This window comes from Clostridium psychrophilum (assembly GCF_018861705.1).
Lineage (GTDB): Bacteria > Bacillota > Clostridia > Clostridiales > Clostridiaceae > Clostridium_AD > Clostridium_AD psychrophilum.
Genome location: NZ_JAHLEC010000013.1, coordinates 29,784 through 45,776, shown reverse-complemented (window position 1 = coordinate 45,776; position 15,993 = coordinate 29,784). Strand labels below are relative to the sequence as shown.

Annotated in this window: 14 protein-coding genes and 1 riboswitch; of the genes, 9 read left to right on the top strand and 5 right to left on the bottom strand. The window is 31.8% G+C overall.

All coding sequences use genetic code 11. From position 1 onward, the window contains the following. Positions 1–51: 51 nt before the first annotated feature. The 4 genes from KPL38_RS04900 to KPL38_RS04885 form a co-directional block, all read right to left on the bottom strand. A complete protein-coding gene (locus KPL38_RS04900; RefSeq protein ID WP_312884153.1) occupies positions 52–1,587 on the bottom strand; it encodes a phosphohexomutase domain-containing protein in 1,536 nt (511 codons plus the stop codon). Between the two features lie 389 nt (positions 1,588–1,976). Then, entirely contained in the window at positions 1,977–3,026 is a 1,050-nt protein-coding gene (locus KPL38_RS04895) for a hypothetical protein (protein ID WP_216287736.1), read from the bottom strand. A 54-nt stretch (positions 3,027–3,080) separates the two neighbouring features. Next, the gene (araD, locus tag KPL38_RS04890; RefSeq protein WP_216287735.1) at positions 3,081–3,770 is read right to left on the bottom strand and encodes an L-ribulose-5-phosphate 4-epimerase; all 690 of its coding nucleotides are present in this window, start codon (positions 3,768–3,770) and stop codon (positions 3,081–3,083) included. Continuing rightward, a complete protein-coding gene (locus tag KPL38_RS04885; protein WP_216287734.1) occupies positions 3,754–4,632 on the bottom strand; it encodes an L-ribulose-5-phosphate 3-epimerase in 879 nt (292 codons plus the stop codon). The genes araD and KPL38_RS04885 overlap by 17 nt, the downstream gene beginning before the upstream one ends. Positions 4,633–4,966: 334 nt before the next feature. Here KPL38_RS04885 and KPL38_RS04880 point away from each other — a divergent pair, with 334 nt between their 5' ends. From KPL38_RS04880 to KPL38_RS04855, 6 genes are all read left to right on the top strand, one after another. Beyond that, positions 4,967–5,950, top strand: a complete 984-nt coding sequence (locus KPL38_RS04880; protein ID WP_216287733.1) for a sugar-binding transcriptional regulator — start codon at positions 4,967–4,969, stop codon at positions 5,948–5,950. A gap of 99 nt (positions 5,951–6,049) precedes the next feature. Next, positions 6,050–6,526 (top strand): PTS sugar transporter subunit IIA, encoded by a 477-nt coding sequence (locus KPL38_RS04875; RefSeq protein WP_312884152.1) that lies wholly within the window; start codon positions 6,050–6,052, stop codon positions 6,524–6,526. A 27-nt stretch (positions 6,527–6,553) separates the two neighbouring features. Beyond that, positions 6,554–8,035, top strand: coding sequence for a PTS sugar transporter subunit IIC (locus tag KPL38_RS04870; RefSeq protein WP_376769016.1), 1,482 nt, complete (start codon positions 6,554–6,556; stop codon positions 8,033–8,035). A gap of 111 nt (positions 8,036–8,146) precedes the next feature. Further along, positions 8,147–8,440, top strand: coding sequence for a PTS sugar transporter subunit IIB (locus KPL38_RS04865; protein WP_216287732.1), 294 nt, complete (start codon positions 8,147–8,149; stop codon positions 8,438–8,440). 28 nt (positions 8,441–8,468) lie between these two features. Beyond that, a complete protein-coding gene (gene ulaG, locus KPL38_RS04860) occupies positions 8,469–9,533 on the top strand; it encodes an L-ascorbate 6-phosphate lactonase (RefSeq protein ID WP_216287731.1) in 1,065 nt (354 codons plus the stop codon). A gap of 347 nt (positions 9,534–9,880) precedes the next feature. Further along, positions 9,881–10,054 (top strand): hypothetical protein, encoded by a 174-nt coding sequence (locus tag KPL38_RS04855; protein ID WP_216287730.1) that lies wholly within the window; start codon positions 9,881–9,883, stop codon positions 10,052–10,054. Between the two features lie 52 nt (positions 10,055–10,106). On the opposite strand, the gene proS is transcribed toward KPL38_RS04855, so the two are convergent. Further along, a complete protein-coding gene (proS, locus tag KPL38_RS04850) occupies positions 10,107–11,543 on the bottom strand; it encodes a proline--tRNA ligase (RefSeq protein WP_216287728.1) in 1,437 nt (478 codons plus the stop codon). A 588-nt stretch (positions 11,544–12,131) separates the two neighbouring features. Here proS and KPL38_RS04845 point away from each other — a divergent pair. From KPL38_RS04845 to KPL38_RS04835, 3 genes are all read left to right on the top strand, one after another. Continuing rightward, complete coding sequence (locus tag KPL38_RS04845) at positions 12,132–14,291, top strand: Tex family protein (RefSeq protein ID WP_216287726.1); 2,160 nt, start codon at positions 12,132–12,134, stop codon at positions 14,289–14,291. Positions 14,292–14,352: 61 nt separating this feature from the next. Further along, positions 14,353–14,466: riboswitch (FMN riboswitch) on the top strand. 91 nt (positions 14,467–14,557) lie between these two features. Beyond that, on the top strand, positions 14,558–15,193 hold the full coding sequence (locus tag KPL38_RS04840; RefSeq protein ID WP_216287724.1) for an ECF transporter S component: 636 nt from the start codon (positions 14,558–14,560) through the stop codon (positions 15,191–15,193). Positions 15,194–15,298: 105 nt separating this feature from the next. Then, the gene (locus tag KPL38_RS04835; RefSeq protein ID WP_216287719.1) at positions 15,299–15,988 is read left to right on the top strand and encodes a helix-turn-helix domain-containing protein; all 690 of its coding nucleotides are present in this window, start codon (positions 15,299–15,301) and stop codon (positions 15,986–15,988) included. The last annotated feature ends 5 nt before the right edge of the window (positions 15,989–15,993 follow it).

Sequence of the window (15,993 nt, the reverse complement as noted above, 5' to 3'; positions counted from 1 at the left end):
TACTACAATAACATGAAATTTAACAGTTGTAGTATTATTGTTTATTTTTTGCTATAAGCAACTATATTTTAATGTTTTTATGATATTTGTATCTAATTCATTATATTTATTAAAAAAAGGCATCAATTTACCTATTGTTGTTTTAATTCCACCATTTGAATCAGATTCCATATTCAAAGATAAAACAGGTTCATGCAGTGATAATCTTAATAAGAACCATCCATCCCCATTTAGTTCGTCACAATGTACTTTAATACCTTCATAATTATTAGGCACTAAACTCCAACCATCTATCTTTTTCACATATTTTTCTAGACCTTTTATTGCCAAAGTACCATATTTTTTAGAATTGTTATTTTTAATTGTTAATCTAGAATCCAAACTTTCACATGGTATTTTTAAATCTTTAATTAAGTCTTGGAGTTTCTTACCCTTTAAATTTAACTTGGCCATTTTTATCAGTATTTTAGCTATTAAATATGCGCCATCGTCTAGAAAATACTTCTCTTTTAACGCGGCATGACCCGATGTTTCAATAGCTAAATAACATTCTTTTCCCTCACTATTAAGTCTTATTGCTTCATCTATAACATTTCTATATCCTCTTTTGAATCTATGATGGATTCCACCTAATCTACTAATGAATTCACTTAAGCCGGTTGAAGTTACCGAATCAGTTACTATTACTGTTTTGGGGTGTTCTTCCAAAACAATTGCTGAAACTAAAGCTATTAATGCATTTTTATTTATTTGCATGCCATTTGAATCCACAATAGCCGCTCTGTCCACATCTGTATCAAAAATTATTCCTAAATCTGCATGATTAGTTAATACTGATTGGCTAATAGATTCCATTGCTTTCTTATCTTCTGGATTTGGAATATGGTTTGGAAATCTTCCATCTGGCTGGGTAAATTGACTACCTGTAATATCCGCTCCTAAAACCTTTAAAACTTTATCTGCAAAAAAACCTCCAGCTCCGTTACCAGCATCAACATTAAGCTTAAAACCTAATAAAGGTTTATCATAATTTTGGGAGGATGCAACCCCCTTTCTAATAGTAAGAACTAGGTCTTTTGAATACTCTTCAATAAAATTAATTTTAAAAATTTCACCTTTTTTTATACAGAAATGTGATTTTTCTTCTGATGCTATAGAAAGAATATTTTTTATATCATCCTTTTCGCATCCACCTTCTCTTGTAAAAAATTTAAATCCGTTATAGTAATAGGGTAGATGACTAGCAGTAATCATAATAGAAGCATCACATTCATAATTTTGAAAAATAGTAGTCATAAACATCGCAGGTGTTGTGCACATTCCACAATCGTATACATTACAACCTAGATCACTCAATGCATCAATAAAAGAAGATTTTAATTCTGGTCCAGATAGTCTAGAATCTATTCCAACTGCCACCTTTAGATCCTTAAAATTTACTTTTTTTTCATTCCTTAACCATTTTACAAATCCATAAGCGATAAATTTTGCAACTTTAGGTGTTAAATTAACTTCATTTTTAGAACCTTCAGTAGCAATCCCTCTTATGTCTGTACCACTTTGCAACTTATACCATTTTGCTATCACTTACTTGTCCTCCTCTACATATTAATAGTGTTAAAAATACACTATTAATATTTTATTATGACATATTTATTATTGAATATGTCATTCTAATCCTTAATGAATCTTCTAATACCATTAATGGGGGTTTAAACATTGCTTTAATTGTATTGGGGGTGATGAAGAATATATAAGATTCAGTTCTGTCTTAAAGTAGCCACCTATAATGGTCTTTTTATAATTGAAGCATAGTATTCCATCTCTATAAATCAAGCTGCAAAAAATCACTAAAACCTAGCACATCTATTACTTTTATTTTTTTATCACATACATAATCATCCAGTTAAATTTAAAGACTGTCCAATCATATATGTGGAATCTTTTGTAGCTAAGAACATAACTAAATATGTCTTTTAAGGTTCAATCGTGTACATAGCCACTTCGCCAATTTCACGGTTTGTAGCTATAATAATATCTTTATAATCTTTTATATAATGATATACATTTGCTGGGCCACATCCTGTATCAATATTTTCGCATTGTATCTTTCCTTTTTCAGCATCATACGTAAGTGCAAACAGAGATTTTTTACCCTGTCTATGTCCAACTACAACAGAAGGTTTTCCACACAAATTGCCTCCATAAATGGCATGGGTAAATTCTGCAGGTTCAGGATGTACATACATTTCTTTGTAAATTCCTTCTATCCTCTTATATATTGTTACAGTATCGCCATGAAAAGGTGAAAGTACAGCTAATTCCATTTCCCCGTCACTATCAATATCCACTAGTACTGCATCACTTGAAGGGGTATTTAGTAGCTGCTTAATTTCCCATTCTGATTCTTCTGCCTCTGGAGGTGTAAACTGAAAAACTCCATTTTCGGAAGAAATTACAGCAGTCTCTACTCCCGCTTCCAATACTTTATAATATCCGTGATTTTTTAGCATCCCATCCTTTATTACATTTAGATGAAGTTGAGATTTTTCATTAAAATTGCTTAAATCATTTGGAAGCTTAGCTGCATATACCTTTCCAGGGTTTGACCAGTCGTCTTTATATTCATGACCTGATTTTAAGGTACATGCTATTAGGTATGTGTTGCCGTTTCGCTTAATCAAGTCGAATCTGTGAACATGTGGAAGATTTACTAAAGTTCTAATACTCCATTTGCCTTCTGTGTCAGGTGTTGCTATTACAATTTTCGCTTCTTTGGAATCATTCGGTGAGTAAAACTTATGGGTTGCCAAAAACTGTCCATTTGTTCCAGGTACCTGAACCATACTCATAACACCGCCAGGTTCATTCCACACTGTTTCAAGTTCATTTCCATCTGAATCAAAAAGTATACAACGGTCAACTTTTTCAGCTGCTACTAAAAAACAGTTTGCACCCTTATATTTTAAAGGAGCTATCGAATAACATTTTGTTAAATTTGCAATAACCTTTTTATTAATCTTCATATTTTACACCTCATCTAAGCTATACAGCATCCAAAATACCGATCACTTATTATTTTATTTTTGACCATAGTAAGCATTTTCACCATGTTTTCTTAAAAAATGCTTGTCCAGAAGATTATTATCAATAGAGCCTAGTTCCTTATTTAATTGAATACTCCTATAAGCCATTTTTGCAACTTCTTCCATTACAACAGCATTATGAACTGCATTCATTGCATCTTTTCCCCAAGCAAAAGGACCATGATTATTTACTAATACACCGGGCACAAATTCAGGATTAATTTCTTTAAATGTCTCCACAATTACCTTACCAGTTTCATATTCATATCTTCCTTTAATTTCTTCTTGAGACATTTTCCTAGTACAGGGTATGCTTCCATAAAAATAATCTGCATGCGTTGTTCCAAAACAAGGTATTTCCATCCCGGCTTGTGCCCAGCTTGTAGCCCAACTTGAGTGGGTATGAACAATACCTCCAATTTCTTTAAATTTTTTATAGAGCAATATGTGTGTATCGGTATCTGAAGAAGGGTTTAATTTACCCTCTACTATTTTGCCATCTAAATCAAGCACTACCATATCTTCTAATTTCATTTCTTCGTAGGAAACTCCACTTGGTTTTATTACAATTAATCCTTTTTCTCTATCAATGGCACTTACATTTCCCCAAGTAAATGTTACTAAACCTTTTTTTGGAAGCTGCAGATTAGCTTCTAATACCTTTTGTTTAAGCTCTTTTAGCATTTAGCATCCCACCTTCAATCATTTTTTCTTGAACAAATATTCTTGCATTGTAAATATCTTGCACGGCATCTTCTTTTGTAGTAACCTTGCTATTATCAGCCCACATTTCTATTAAAAAAGGACCTTCATAATTTAGTTCTTTTAATTTTTTAAAAATTAAAGCAAATTTTACAATTCCCTCACCAAAAGGAACTTCCTTAAATACTCCTGGTTTTGTTTCTTTTACATGAATGGCAACAGTATGTGGAAGTCCAAGCTCTAGTTCCGCTTCAACATCACTACCCCATGCACTCAAATTACCTATATCAGGGTATATTTTAAACCAAGGTGAATTAAATTTAGTTATATATGGCATTGCCCTTAATATAGTACTTATAAATTTGGTATCCATTATTTCAAGTGCAAGCATTACACCTGCTTTACTTGCCATTGCTATAGATTTTCCCATTCCTTCTATAAAGAAAGCTTTTGTAGTTGCATCCTCTTCCTCATAATATACATCGTAGGCTGCTAATTGAATTGTTCGTATCCCTAAATCTACGGATAATTCAATTGCCTTTTTCATAATATCCAAGGCTTTACTACGAGTATTTTCATCTTTACTTCCAAAAGGAAATCTTCTATGACCACTTAAGCACATACTTGGAATCATAACCCCAGTAGTGCTAATAAGTTTTTTTAATTTTTCTCTTTGTTCCTTTGACCATTCAAGTCTGGATAACCTTTCATCTGTTTCATCTATTGAAATTTCCAAATAGTCAAAACCAGCTTCTCTTGCTGATGTTAACTTTTCTTCCCAGGAAAAACTAGAAGGTAAAGCTTTTTCATAAATACCAATAGGAACTCTATCTAAATCATACATATTAATTTCCACCCCTTTCAGTTAATATTAGTCCTTATATCACTTACTTGTAAAAAATAACAAAATTTAAATTAGGATATAATTTTAAAACTTTGTTCTGTTTAATCGTTTAATTAAATATATCATCTAACTTTTTCTTGGTCAACATATTCTCAAATGTTGCACATGTGTTCAGAAAGACTGTTAATCTTTATAAACCAAAGATTGTTGTGTTTTCTAAATTGATGTATTATAATTACAATATAATCATTTGTTCACTAAAGTAACATTTGAACAAAAATATGAAATTTCAATTTTTATTGGAACTTAAATAAGTATAAAAGGAGTTTAAACTATGAATGACTTTGATAATATGAATGAAAATGAAAAAAACAGCCTTTTAGCTAGTGTATCGAGCCTTTATTATGAACATGATATGACTCAATCACAAATTGCTGAACGTTTATTCACTTCTCGATCTAAAATTTCGAGATTATTGAAAGAGGCAAGAGACAAAAAAATAGTAGAAATAATTATAAAAGAACCTTGGGAAAGATTAATGGACATTGAAGATGAATTTATAAAAAGGTTCAAACTAAAGCATGTAAGAATTATTAATACAAAAGGAGTTTCTTATGAATTAATGCTAATTAAACTTGGTGAAATTGCAGCTTATTATATTGATGCTAAATTAAATAAAAATACCATACTAGGTATCTCCTGGGGAAACACTATATATAACACTGTTCAAAGTCTTAAATCCAATAAAAATATTCCCCTTACTGTAGTACAGATAATGGGAGCTGCATTAAAAGATAATCCAGAGATAGACGGAATAGATCTTGTAAAACAATTTGCTAAAATCTATGGTGGAAAGTATCACTATTTATTAGCACCCCTTTTTGTAGAGGATAAAGATATGAAAGATAAACTTATACGAGACCCTTATATATCAGATACCTTGTCTCTTGCTAAGAGAGCTACTATCATTCTAACAAGTGTAGGTTCTATAGATTCAACTATTTCAAATACAGCATGGAGTAAATATATAGACAGCTATATGCAATATGCTCTTCAAGCAAGTGGTGCTGTTGGTCATATAGGAGGGCATTATTATGATATAAATGGTAAGCAAGTTGAATCTGAATTAGACAACACTATTATAGGAATAGATCTAAATGATTTTCAAAAGGCACCAGATGTTATATGTGTTGCAGGTTCTAAAGAAAAATCAAAAGCTATACTTGGGGCGATAAGAGGTAAATATATAAAAACACTAATAATAGATGATACTGCAGCGTTAAAAATATTGGAATTAGATGATGAAAAACATTTATAGGTGAACACATGTGCAACATCTAATCATATGTTGACATTATAAAAAGATATCGTTATTATAAGAATATAAAGATTATTCAAAATTGAATTTATAAAGGACGTGAATATTATTAATAATAATAATAATAATAATAATGATATTATTCTTACGGAAAACATTAAATTAAAAGCTACAGCTAAAGATTGGGTTGAAGCTATGAGGCTTTCAGGTCAATTATTAGTTAACTCAAACTACATTACTGAGGGTTATATTGATTTAACAATCAAAACTGTTGAAGAATATGGTCCATACATTGTAATAATACCCGGACTTGCATTATCGCATTCTAGACCAGATGTAAGCGTTTTAAAGACTGGTATCAGCTTACTTACTTTATCAAAACCTGTGCACTTTAATTGCGAGAATGATCCAGTAGACATCGTTATAACGCTCGCTGCTGTAAACGATACTGATCATCTTGGTTTGCTTTCAAAGTTAAGTGATTATCTATCAGAAGAAGAAAATATGAACTTTATACGTAATTGTACCGACCCAGAAGAATTGGCAAGAGAATTAAATAAGTCTCATGTAGAATAACAATTAAATTATTAGGGGGTCAATTTAGTGGATATTAATAGTATTGCGAATAGTGGATTGTTTAAAACATTTTCAGACAATATTCTCGTAAGACCAGAATTTTTTATTAGTTTAATCGTATTGATTTGTTATTTGTTTTTAAGAAGACCATTACACGAAACTTTTGCAGGAACAATGAAATGTATCATTGGAATCATGATTTGGAATATAGGTGCAGGGGGTCTTGTTACTACATTCAGGCCTATTCTCGCAGGATTAAATGATCGTTTCCACATGAGTGCTGCAGTTATCGATCCATATTTTGGACTAGCGGCTGCAAATAAAAGCTTAGGTTCATTAGCCTCAATGGTTATGATTGCACTTATGTTCGCATTTTTATGGAACTTAGTATTGGTTGCCTTCGGTAAAATAACGAAAATAAGGACTCTTTTTCTTACAGGTCATATCATGCTTCAGCAGGCAACAACTGCTACCTTTATTGTGTTCTTTGCATTACCAGCTTATGCTAATGCAACTGGAGCTATTATAGTTGGTATCCTTGTTGGTACATATCAGGCTGTCTTCTCAAACTTAACAGTTGAAGCGTGTAACAACCTTACAGACAATGCTGGTTTTGCTATTGGTCATCAGCAAATGGGCGCAGTTTGGCTAACAGATAAAATTGCTGGGAAGCTAGGTAATAAAGATAAAAATCTAGATAACATAAAATTACCTAAGTCACTTTCAATATTTAATGATAACGTTGTTACTGCTGGGACTTTAATGTTAGTTTTCTTTGGTATCATTATGTTTATTCTTGGTGAACCGTACATGAGGGGACTAGAAAATCCAATAATAAATGGGGTGCTGGTTCCTAGTGGCAATTTTCCCAAAACATTATCTTTCCCTGCTTATATCATTAATCGGTCACTAACTTTTTCAGTTTACTTATTCATATTAATGAGTGGTGTTAGAATGTTTGTTGCAGAACTTACAACCGCTTTCCAAGGTATCTCTGATAAATTTATACCAGGATTAACTCCTGCTGTTGATTGTGCAGCTACTTATGGTTATGGTGCAAAAAATGCAGTTGTATATGGTTTTATCTTTGGAGCACTTGGTCAATTTATAGCAATTGCAGGTTTACTCGTATTCCATTCCCCTATTATGATTATCACAGGTTTCGTACCAGTCTTCTTTGATAATGCAACGCTTGCAGTATTTGCTAATAAACGTGGTGGTGTACGTGCAGCTACAATAATACCAATATGTTGTGGTATTCTTCAGGTACTAGGTGGCGCTTTTGCAATATGGTTCTTCGGTGCAGGAGTACAAAGCCCTCTTACTGGTGGATGGCATGGTAGCATTGATTGGGATACTATTTGGCCTGCATTTGGAGTTTTTGCAAACATCTTTAAAATATTTGGTGTATTTGCTCTAATTGTAGCAATGCTTGCTATTCCTCAAATACAATATCGTAAAAATAAAGCAACTTATTTTGCAAAGCCAGAAGAAGATTTAGATAATTAAAAAACAATAAATATGGCAATTTATATTCAATTACTCACAGATAACTCATTATTAAAAATGCTGTTATTTATGATCAAATGTAAATAATATATTCTAAAAGGAGAGATTTATATGAAAGTATTAGCTGCTTGTGGAAATGGAATGGGATCAAGCCAAATGATTAAAATGAAGATTATTAAAGTTTTTAAAAGACTAAAAATTGATGTAGATGTTGATCATCTTAGTGTTGGTGAAGCAAAATCTGTTATAAATTCATTTGACATGGTTTTCGTATCGGAATCCTTAGTATCAAATTTTACAAATACCCGTTCTAAAACTAAAATTATAGGACTTAGAAATCTTTTATCTGAAGTAGAAATAGAAAGTAAAATTAGAGAAGCTTTAAATTTAGGCGAAAAAAAATAATAATAATTGAAAGAAAGGTGAGTATAATATGAGTAAAATAGATGATATAACAAGAGAATCCTGGATACTAAACACTTTCCCTCAATGGGGAACGTGGCTTAATGAAGAAATAGAAAGAGAAGTAGTCCATCCTGGTAGCTTTGCAATGTGGTGGCTTGGTTGTACAGGTCTTTGGGTAAAATCAGAAGGCAATGCAAATATTTGTATTGATTTATGGTGTGGCACAGGTAAAAAAACCATGAAAAACCCTTTGATAAAACCAGAGCATCAGATGGCAAGAATGTGTGGTGGTAAGAAGTTGCAACCGAACCTTAGAGTCGCTCCTTTCGTTTTAGATCCATTTGCAATTAAAGAAATTGATGCAGTAGTCGCAACCCACGATCATAATGATCACATTGATATAAATGTTGCAACCGCAGTTATGAAAAATTGTGATGCATCTGTACCTTTTATTGGTCCTAAAACTTGTGTTGATCTTTGGATTAGCTGGGGAGTACCTTCAGAGCGTTGTATTGTAGTAAAACCTGGAGATGTTGTTAAGATTAAAGATACAGAGATCATTGCTCTTGAATCATTTGACCGTACTGCCTTAATTACAGTTCCGAAGGGTGTTACTTTAGCAGGCAAAATGCCTGGAAACATAGATGAGCGTGCAGTTAATTACATTATAAAAACGCCAGGAGGAACTATTTATCACAGTGGCGATTCACATTACTCTAATTATTATGCTAAACACGGAAATGATTATAAAATTGATGTTGCTTTAGGTTCTTTCGGTGAAAATCCTAGAGGTATAACTGATAAAATGACTTCATCAGACATACTTAGAATGGCAGAAGCTTTAAATACAAAAGTTATAATCCCATTCCATCATGATATATGGTCAAACTTCCAAGCAGACACTGAAGAAATAAATGTACTTTTCGAAATGAGAAAGGACAGATTACAATATAAATTCCTTCCATATATATGGCAAGTAGGCGGTAAATTTATTTATCCTGATGACAAAGAAAAACGTGAATATCATTATCCTCGTGGTTTTGATGATTGTTTTGAAAAAGACATAGATTTACCATTTAAATGTTTTGTTTAAAAATGACAAATTACATTAATAAAAATATCAAAGCTGACAATGCTTACATTTCTCAAAATATATTAAAAAACATCTGGAAATCCAGGTGTTTTTTTCGGTTTACTATAATTTTATATTATACTCAATGAATTTTTTGTTGTATGTATATCATTAAAGTCATTTATAGAGTGCAAAACATTGAAGTATTGACTTATATCATTAATGTATAATAAGTAATTATAATTTTAACTTAAGTATATTTTTATAAATATATAACAAGAAAATAATATAATATGATTACAAATATGGATAAAAAATATTTTAATGGATATAATTTCAAATACATATTATTTGGGAGATGAATGTATATGCCAGAAATTGAAATATTAAAAATGCTGAATTTAATTTGTTTGGCAAGCATTATATTATTATGCTTACTTATATTTGCTATAGCAGGCGCAATAACATATTATTTAAAATCTAAAAAAACACAGTTGAAAAATTTGCATGAAAAAAACTATAAAAGCTTATCGAACAAATAGCATCTGTTCGATAAGCTTTTATTTTTTATAATATAACGATCCAGGTGATGATTTAATATGCTCTTCCCCAGATAACGTTAGCTTTAGCTGGTTTACCACAACATAAGCAAACACCTTTTTCATCTGGTTGCTCAAATGGCATACATCTAGATGTTGCGCCGGCAACTTCTTTTACTTTCTCCTCGCAAGCGAGTTCTCCACACCATGGAGCGTAAACAAATCCTAAAGTTTTATCAAGAAGCTCTTTTAATTCTTCAACGGTTTTAGCATTGAAGGTTTTTTTAGATTGTGATTCTTTAGCTTTCTCAAATAAAGATTTTTGAATATCTATTAAAATTTCTGGAACTTTTGCTTCTAGTTCAGCCATTGGAACAAATATCTTCTCACGTGTATCTCGTCTTACTAAGACCACTTGATTCTTTTCTATATCTTTTGGACCAACTTCTAGGCGGAGTGGAACACCTTTCATTTCATACTCGCTGAATTTCCATCCAGCCATTTTATCACTGATATCTATTTTTACTCTAGCAATTTTTGATAACATATTTTTAAGCTCTGTTGCTTTTTCAATTACGCCTTCTTTATGTTGTGCAATTGGAACAATCATAAGTTGAATAGGTGCTATAGCTGGTGGAAGTACTAAACCACTATCATCTCCATGAACCATAATTAAAGCACCAATAATCCTTGTAGACATTCCCCAAGAAGTTTGGTGAACATAAGCAAGTTTACCAGTTTTATCTGTATATTGAATATTAAAGGCTTTAGCAAAACCATCTCCAAAATTATGAGAAGTTCCACATTGTAGTGCCTTACCATCATGCATTAAACTTTCAATTGTATATGTTTCACTTGCTCCAGCAAATTTTTCTTTTTCTGTTTTCTTACCTTTTATAACTGGAATAGCAAGGGTTTCCTCACAAAATTTAGCGTATATATTAAGCATTTTAAGGGTCTCTTCTTTTGCCTCTGCTTCAGTTGCATGAGCAGTATGACCTTCCTGCCATAAAAATTCTGAATTTCTAAGAAAAGGTCTTGTAGTTTTTTCCCATCTTACAACAGAACACCATTGATTATATAATTTAGGAAGATCATTGTAAGATTGAATTATTTTTGCATAGTGATCACAAAATAATGTTTCTGAGGTAGGTCTCACGCAAAGCCTCTCTGTGAGTAGCTCATTTCCTCCGTGTGTAACCCAAGCAACTTCTGGTGCAAAGCCTTTAACATGATCCTTTTCCTTATTAAGTAAACTTTCAGGAATTAACATTGGCATATATACATTTTCGTGTCCTGTATCCTTAAACATGCGATCTAATATGTTCTGAATATTTTCCCATATTGCATAACCATAAGGCCTAATTACCATACAACCTTTGACGCTGGCATAATCAGCAAGTTCTGCTTTTTTTACAATATCGGTATACCATTTTGCAAAATCTACTTCCATAGAAGTAATAGATTCTACAAATTTCTTCTGCTTTGCCATAATTATTTTCCTCCTATTTAATAAAACATTTAAAAATAAATACAAAAAAACCCGCATCCCGAAAAGAGACCGAGTGTAATCGGTGGTACCACCCTAGTTGATATAATATATATCTACGAAAAGACATGATTTACATGGATGCTTTTCTTTATAGTTGGTATATTCACTTGTAATAATAGGGCACTTTAAATTAATCATAGAATAAAAATAATAATATGTCAAGAAACAATTATTTAAACAATTGTAATACCCCCTGATATTACGTTATTTTGAATATAAAAGTCCAATTAGAGGTGCAAGATCTATGTAGTTTATAATAAAAGGGAGGGCTATAAAATAGTAATAAAAGAAAAAAAGTTAAGAAACAGGAATATATTAACTTTTTTATTACATTACTCCTATAAATTTCTATATTTTAATAGATATGAAGATTAAATTCGTGGTATGATTAAATATATTGATTTTAGTTGGTAAAATCTGAAATACAAATTATGTGAGGAGGATTGGCTATTAATCATATGATAATAAATAAACTAATATACATTATGATATTTATTTCAATTTGATGAGCATAGATAGCCAAAATATATGGAAAATATAAATAGTAGATTAATTAAAGAGTTTGATATAACTATAAAGCAAGCAGAAAGTGTAATTCAATTATTAGATGAAGGGAATACAGTTCCTTTTATAGCTAGATATAGAAAAGAAAGAACTGGTGGACTTGATGATATAATACTTAGAAATTTTACTGAGAGACTTATATATCTTAGAAATTTAGAGGAAAGAAAATCAGATGTAATACGTCTTATAGGTGAACAAGAAAAATTAACAGATGAAATTGAAAAATCAATAAATAAATGTGAGACACTTACCGAGATAGAAGATATATATAGGCCATTTAAGCCTAAGAAAAGAACAAGAGCCATAATTGCAATTGAAAGAGGGCTTAAGCCTCTTGCAGAAATTATTGCTTCTGGTGAGCTTAAAACCGATATAAATGAGTATGCACAAACATTCATAAATGAAGAAAATGGAGTTGGCAGTGCTACAGATGCACTTCAAGGTGCAGGAGATATTATTAGTGAAATGATTTCAGACGAGGCAGATTATAGAAAGTGGATTAGGGCGCAAGTACACAATTATGGAAGTGTAGAAACTAAGGGTAGCTCTGATGAGACAACTCCATTTGAAATGTATTATGAATATAAAGAAGGAATTAGAACTATACCACCACATAGAATTCTTGCTATAAATAGAGGAGAAAGTAGTAAGATACTTTCTGTTAAAATTAAGGCTGATAATGATAAGATTATTGAGTATCTAAGAACTAAATGTTTAAAAGGAAACAATGAAACAGATAAGTATATAGAACTAAGCATCATTGATTCTGTGAAAAGACTTATTTTCCCATCGATTGAAAGAGAAATTAGATCAGAATTAACAGAAAAAGGTGAAACTAGTGCCATTGAGATATTTAAAGCTAATCTAAAGGCATTGTTGATGCAATCACCTATAAAAGGGAAAGTTGTTCTTGGATTTGACCCTGGATTTAGAACAGGATGCAAAATAGCAGTACTTGATGACACTGGTAAGGTTTTGGATATGGCTACTGTATACGCTACTGCTGGTAGTAAAGATGGTGTTGAAAAATCTATAGATACTATTAAAAAACTTGTAATTAAACATAATGTAGAAGTAGTATCACTTGGTAATGGAACTGCTAGTCGTGAATCTGAAGAAATACTTGCTAGAATTATTACAGAACTAAAACAAGAATGTTCGAGAGATTTATATTATGTTATAGTTTCAGAAGCTGGTGCATCTGTTTATTCAGCATCAGAGCTTGCATCTAAGGAATATCCAAACATAGATGTATCTATTAGGGGAGCAATTTCTATTGGACGAAGACTTCAAGATCCATTAGTAGAACTTGTAAAAATTGACCCCAAAGCAATTGGGGTTGGACAATATCAACATGATGTTCCACCTAAAAAACTTGATGAATCTTTAAAAGGGGTAGTTGAAGATTGTGTTAATGCTGTTGGCGTAGATCTTAATATTGCAACGCCTTCGTTATTGTCTTATATATCTGGTATAAATACTACTATAGCCCAAAATATTGTAGCATATAGAGAGGAAAATGGTAAATTTAAGGCAAGAAAGGAATTACTAAAGGTAAAAAGATTAGGGGCAAAAGCATATGAACAATGTGCAGGATTTTTAAGGGTTATGGAAAGTAAAGAGGTTTTAGATAACACCTCAATTCATCCCGAGTCATATAATGCTACTAAAAAATTATTGGAATTCCTAAATTATTCAAAAAATGATCTTAAATCTTTAAATTTTAAGGATATGGATGAACGGATAAAAGATATTAATTTTAGTGAGCTAGCTGAGAAATTAGAAACAGGCGCTCCAACTCTTAGAGATATAATTAAAGAAATCAAAAAGCCAGGTAGAGATCCAAGAGAAGAATTGCCGAAACCAATACTTAAAACAGGAGTAGTTCAAATGGCTAATCTTAAACCGGGAATGAAGCTTATGGGTACGGTTAGAAATGTATCTGATTTTGGAGCTTTTGTTGATATTGGAGTCCATCAGGATGGTTTAGTACATATAAGCCAACTGTCGAATAAATTTGTAAGACATCCATTGGATGTGGTAAAGGTTGGAGATATAGTTGAGGTTAGTGTGCTAGATGTTGATGAGAAAAGAAAAAGAATATCATTATCAATGAAAAATTAGAAAATAATATCTTGCTTTTTACGAAATAAGTATATATAATCAAATTATGAAAATAAAATTTAATAGTCTTCAGGGCGGGGCGGAATTCCCCACCGGCGGTAAAGCCCGCGAGCCGAAAGGCAGATTCGGTTAGATCCCGAAGCCGACAGTAAAGTCTGGATGAAAGAAGATGCGATATATATATGAATTCGCCCTGGCATTAGTTAAATGTCAGGGCTTTTATTATATCCATCACTAGAAGATATATTTAATTAGGGGGTATAAAAATGAGAAACGAAAAACTTGTAAGACTTATCAAAATTTCACTTTTAGCTGTTATGGCCTTTCTTTTAATGTATATTGAATTACCGATACCAATATTTCCTGAATTTTTAAAAATAGATATTAGTGATTTACCAGCACTTCTAGGAGCTTTTGCTTTAGGGCCAGTAGCTGGGGTTATAATTGAACTATTTAAGAACATATTACATGGAATGCTTGCTAGTAAAACTGCATTCATAGGAGAACTTGCAAATTTTTTAGTAGGATCATGTTTAATATTAGTATCTGGATATATATATAAGGTTAGAAAAAGTAAGAAAGGAGCTATTGTAGGTTTATTAATAGGAGTAGTTTGTATGTCAATGTTTGCAGCCATATTAAACTATTTTGTAATATTACCATTATATGAGACAGTACTAGGATTCCCAATATCTGCTGTGGTAGGGATGGGGTCAAAATTAAACCATAACATAAATGATCTAAATTCATTCGTTATATGGATGATTGTTCCTTTCAATCTTTTTAAAGGAATAATAATATCAGCAATGACTTTAGCTTTATATAAAAGTGTTTCGCCTATACTTCATAAAGAGCACATGGACAGTAAATATAAAAAGAAAAATAGACAACAAAATTATTAATTGATAAGATAATAAACTAATATAAAAACGGACACCCTCAAAGCTGATATGATACCTCTAAAGTAGACACGGTAAATAACCAAATCTACTTTGGAGGTATTTTTTATGGGAAGAAAAGCCAAATGTACAGCTGAAGAAAAAGTAACTGCAGTCGAAGATTATCTTAATGGTATTCGATGTATATCTGAAATAATGAATGACTTGACTATAAAAAGTAAACAAAGTATTTTCGACTGGATCGCTGCGTATAACAATCAAGGGGCGGATTCTCTATTAACAAGAAGGTTCAATCGCTCATATACAAACGAGTTTAAATTGATGGTTGTTAAAGAATATCTAAGTGGTGTAGGTTCATTTTCAGAGTTATCAGCTAGATATGGCATTCCTGGACATAGTCTTTTACAGAACTGGATAAAGAAGTATAATAGCGATATAGAACTTAAGGATTATAATCCGAAACAGGAGGTCTATATGGCTAGTGCAAGAAGAAAAACAACGGTTGCAGAACGTAAAGAAATCGTGGAGTACTGTATTTCTAATAAAAGAGATTATAAAGGAACAGCTGAAAAATATGATGTTTCCTATAGTCAAGTCTATAGTTGGGTATGTAAATATGATACTACAGGTGAAGAAGGTCTCTCTGATAAACGTGGTCGTCATAAATCAGATGAGGAAGTTGATGAATTAGACAAGCTTCGCAGAGAAAACAAACGTCTAAGGCGCCAACTTGAAGAAAGTGATATGTCGGTAGAACTGTTAAAAAAAGTGAAAGAATTCGAAAGGAGGCGATTCTAGCCAAA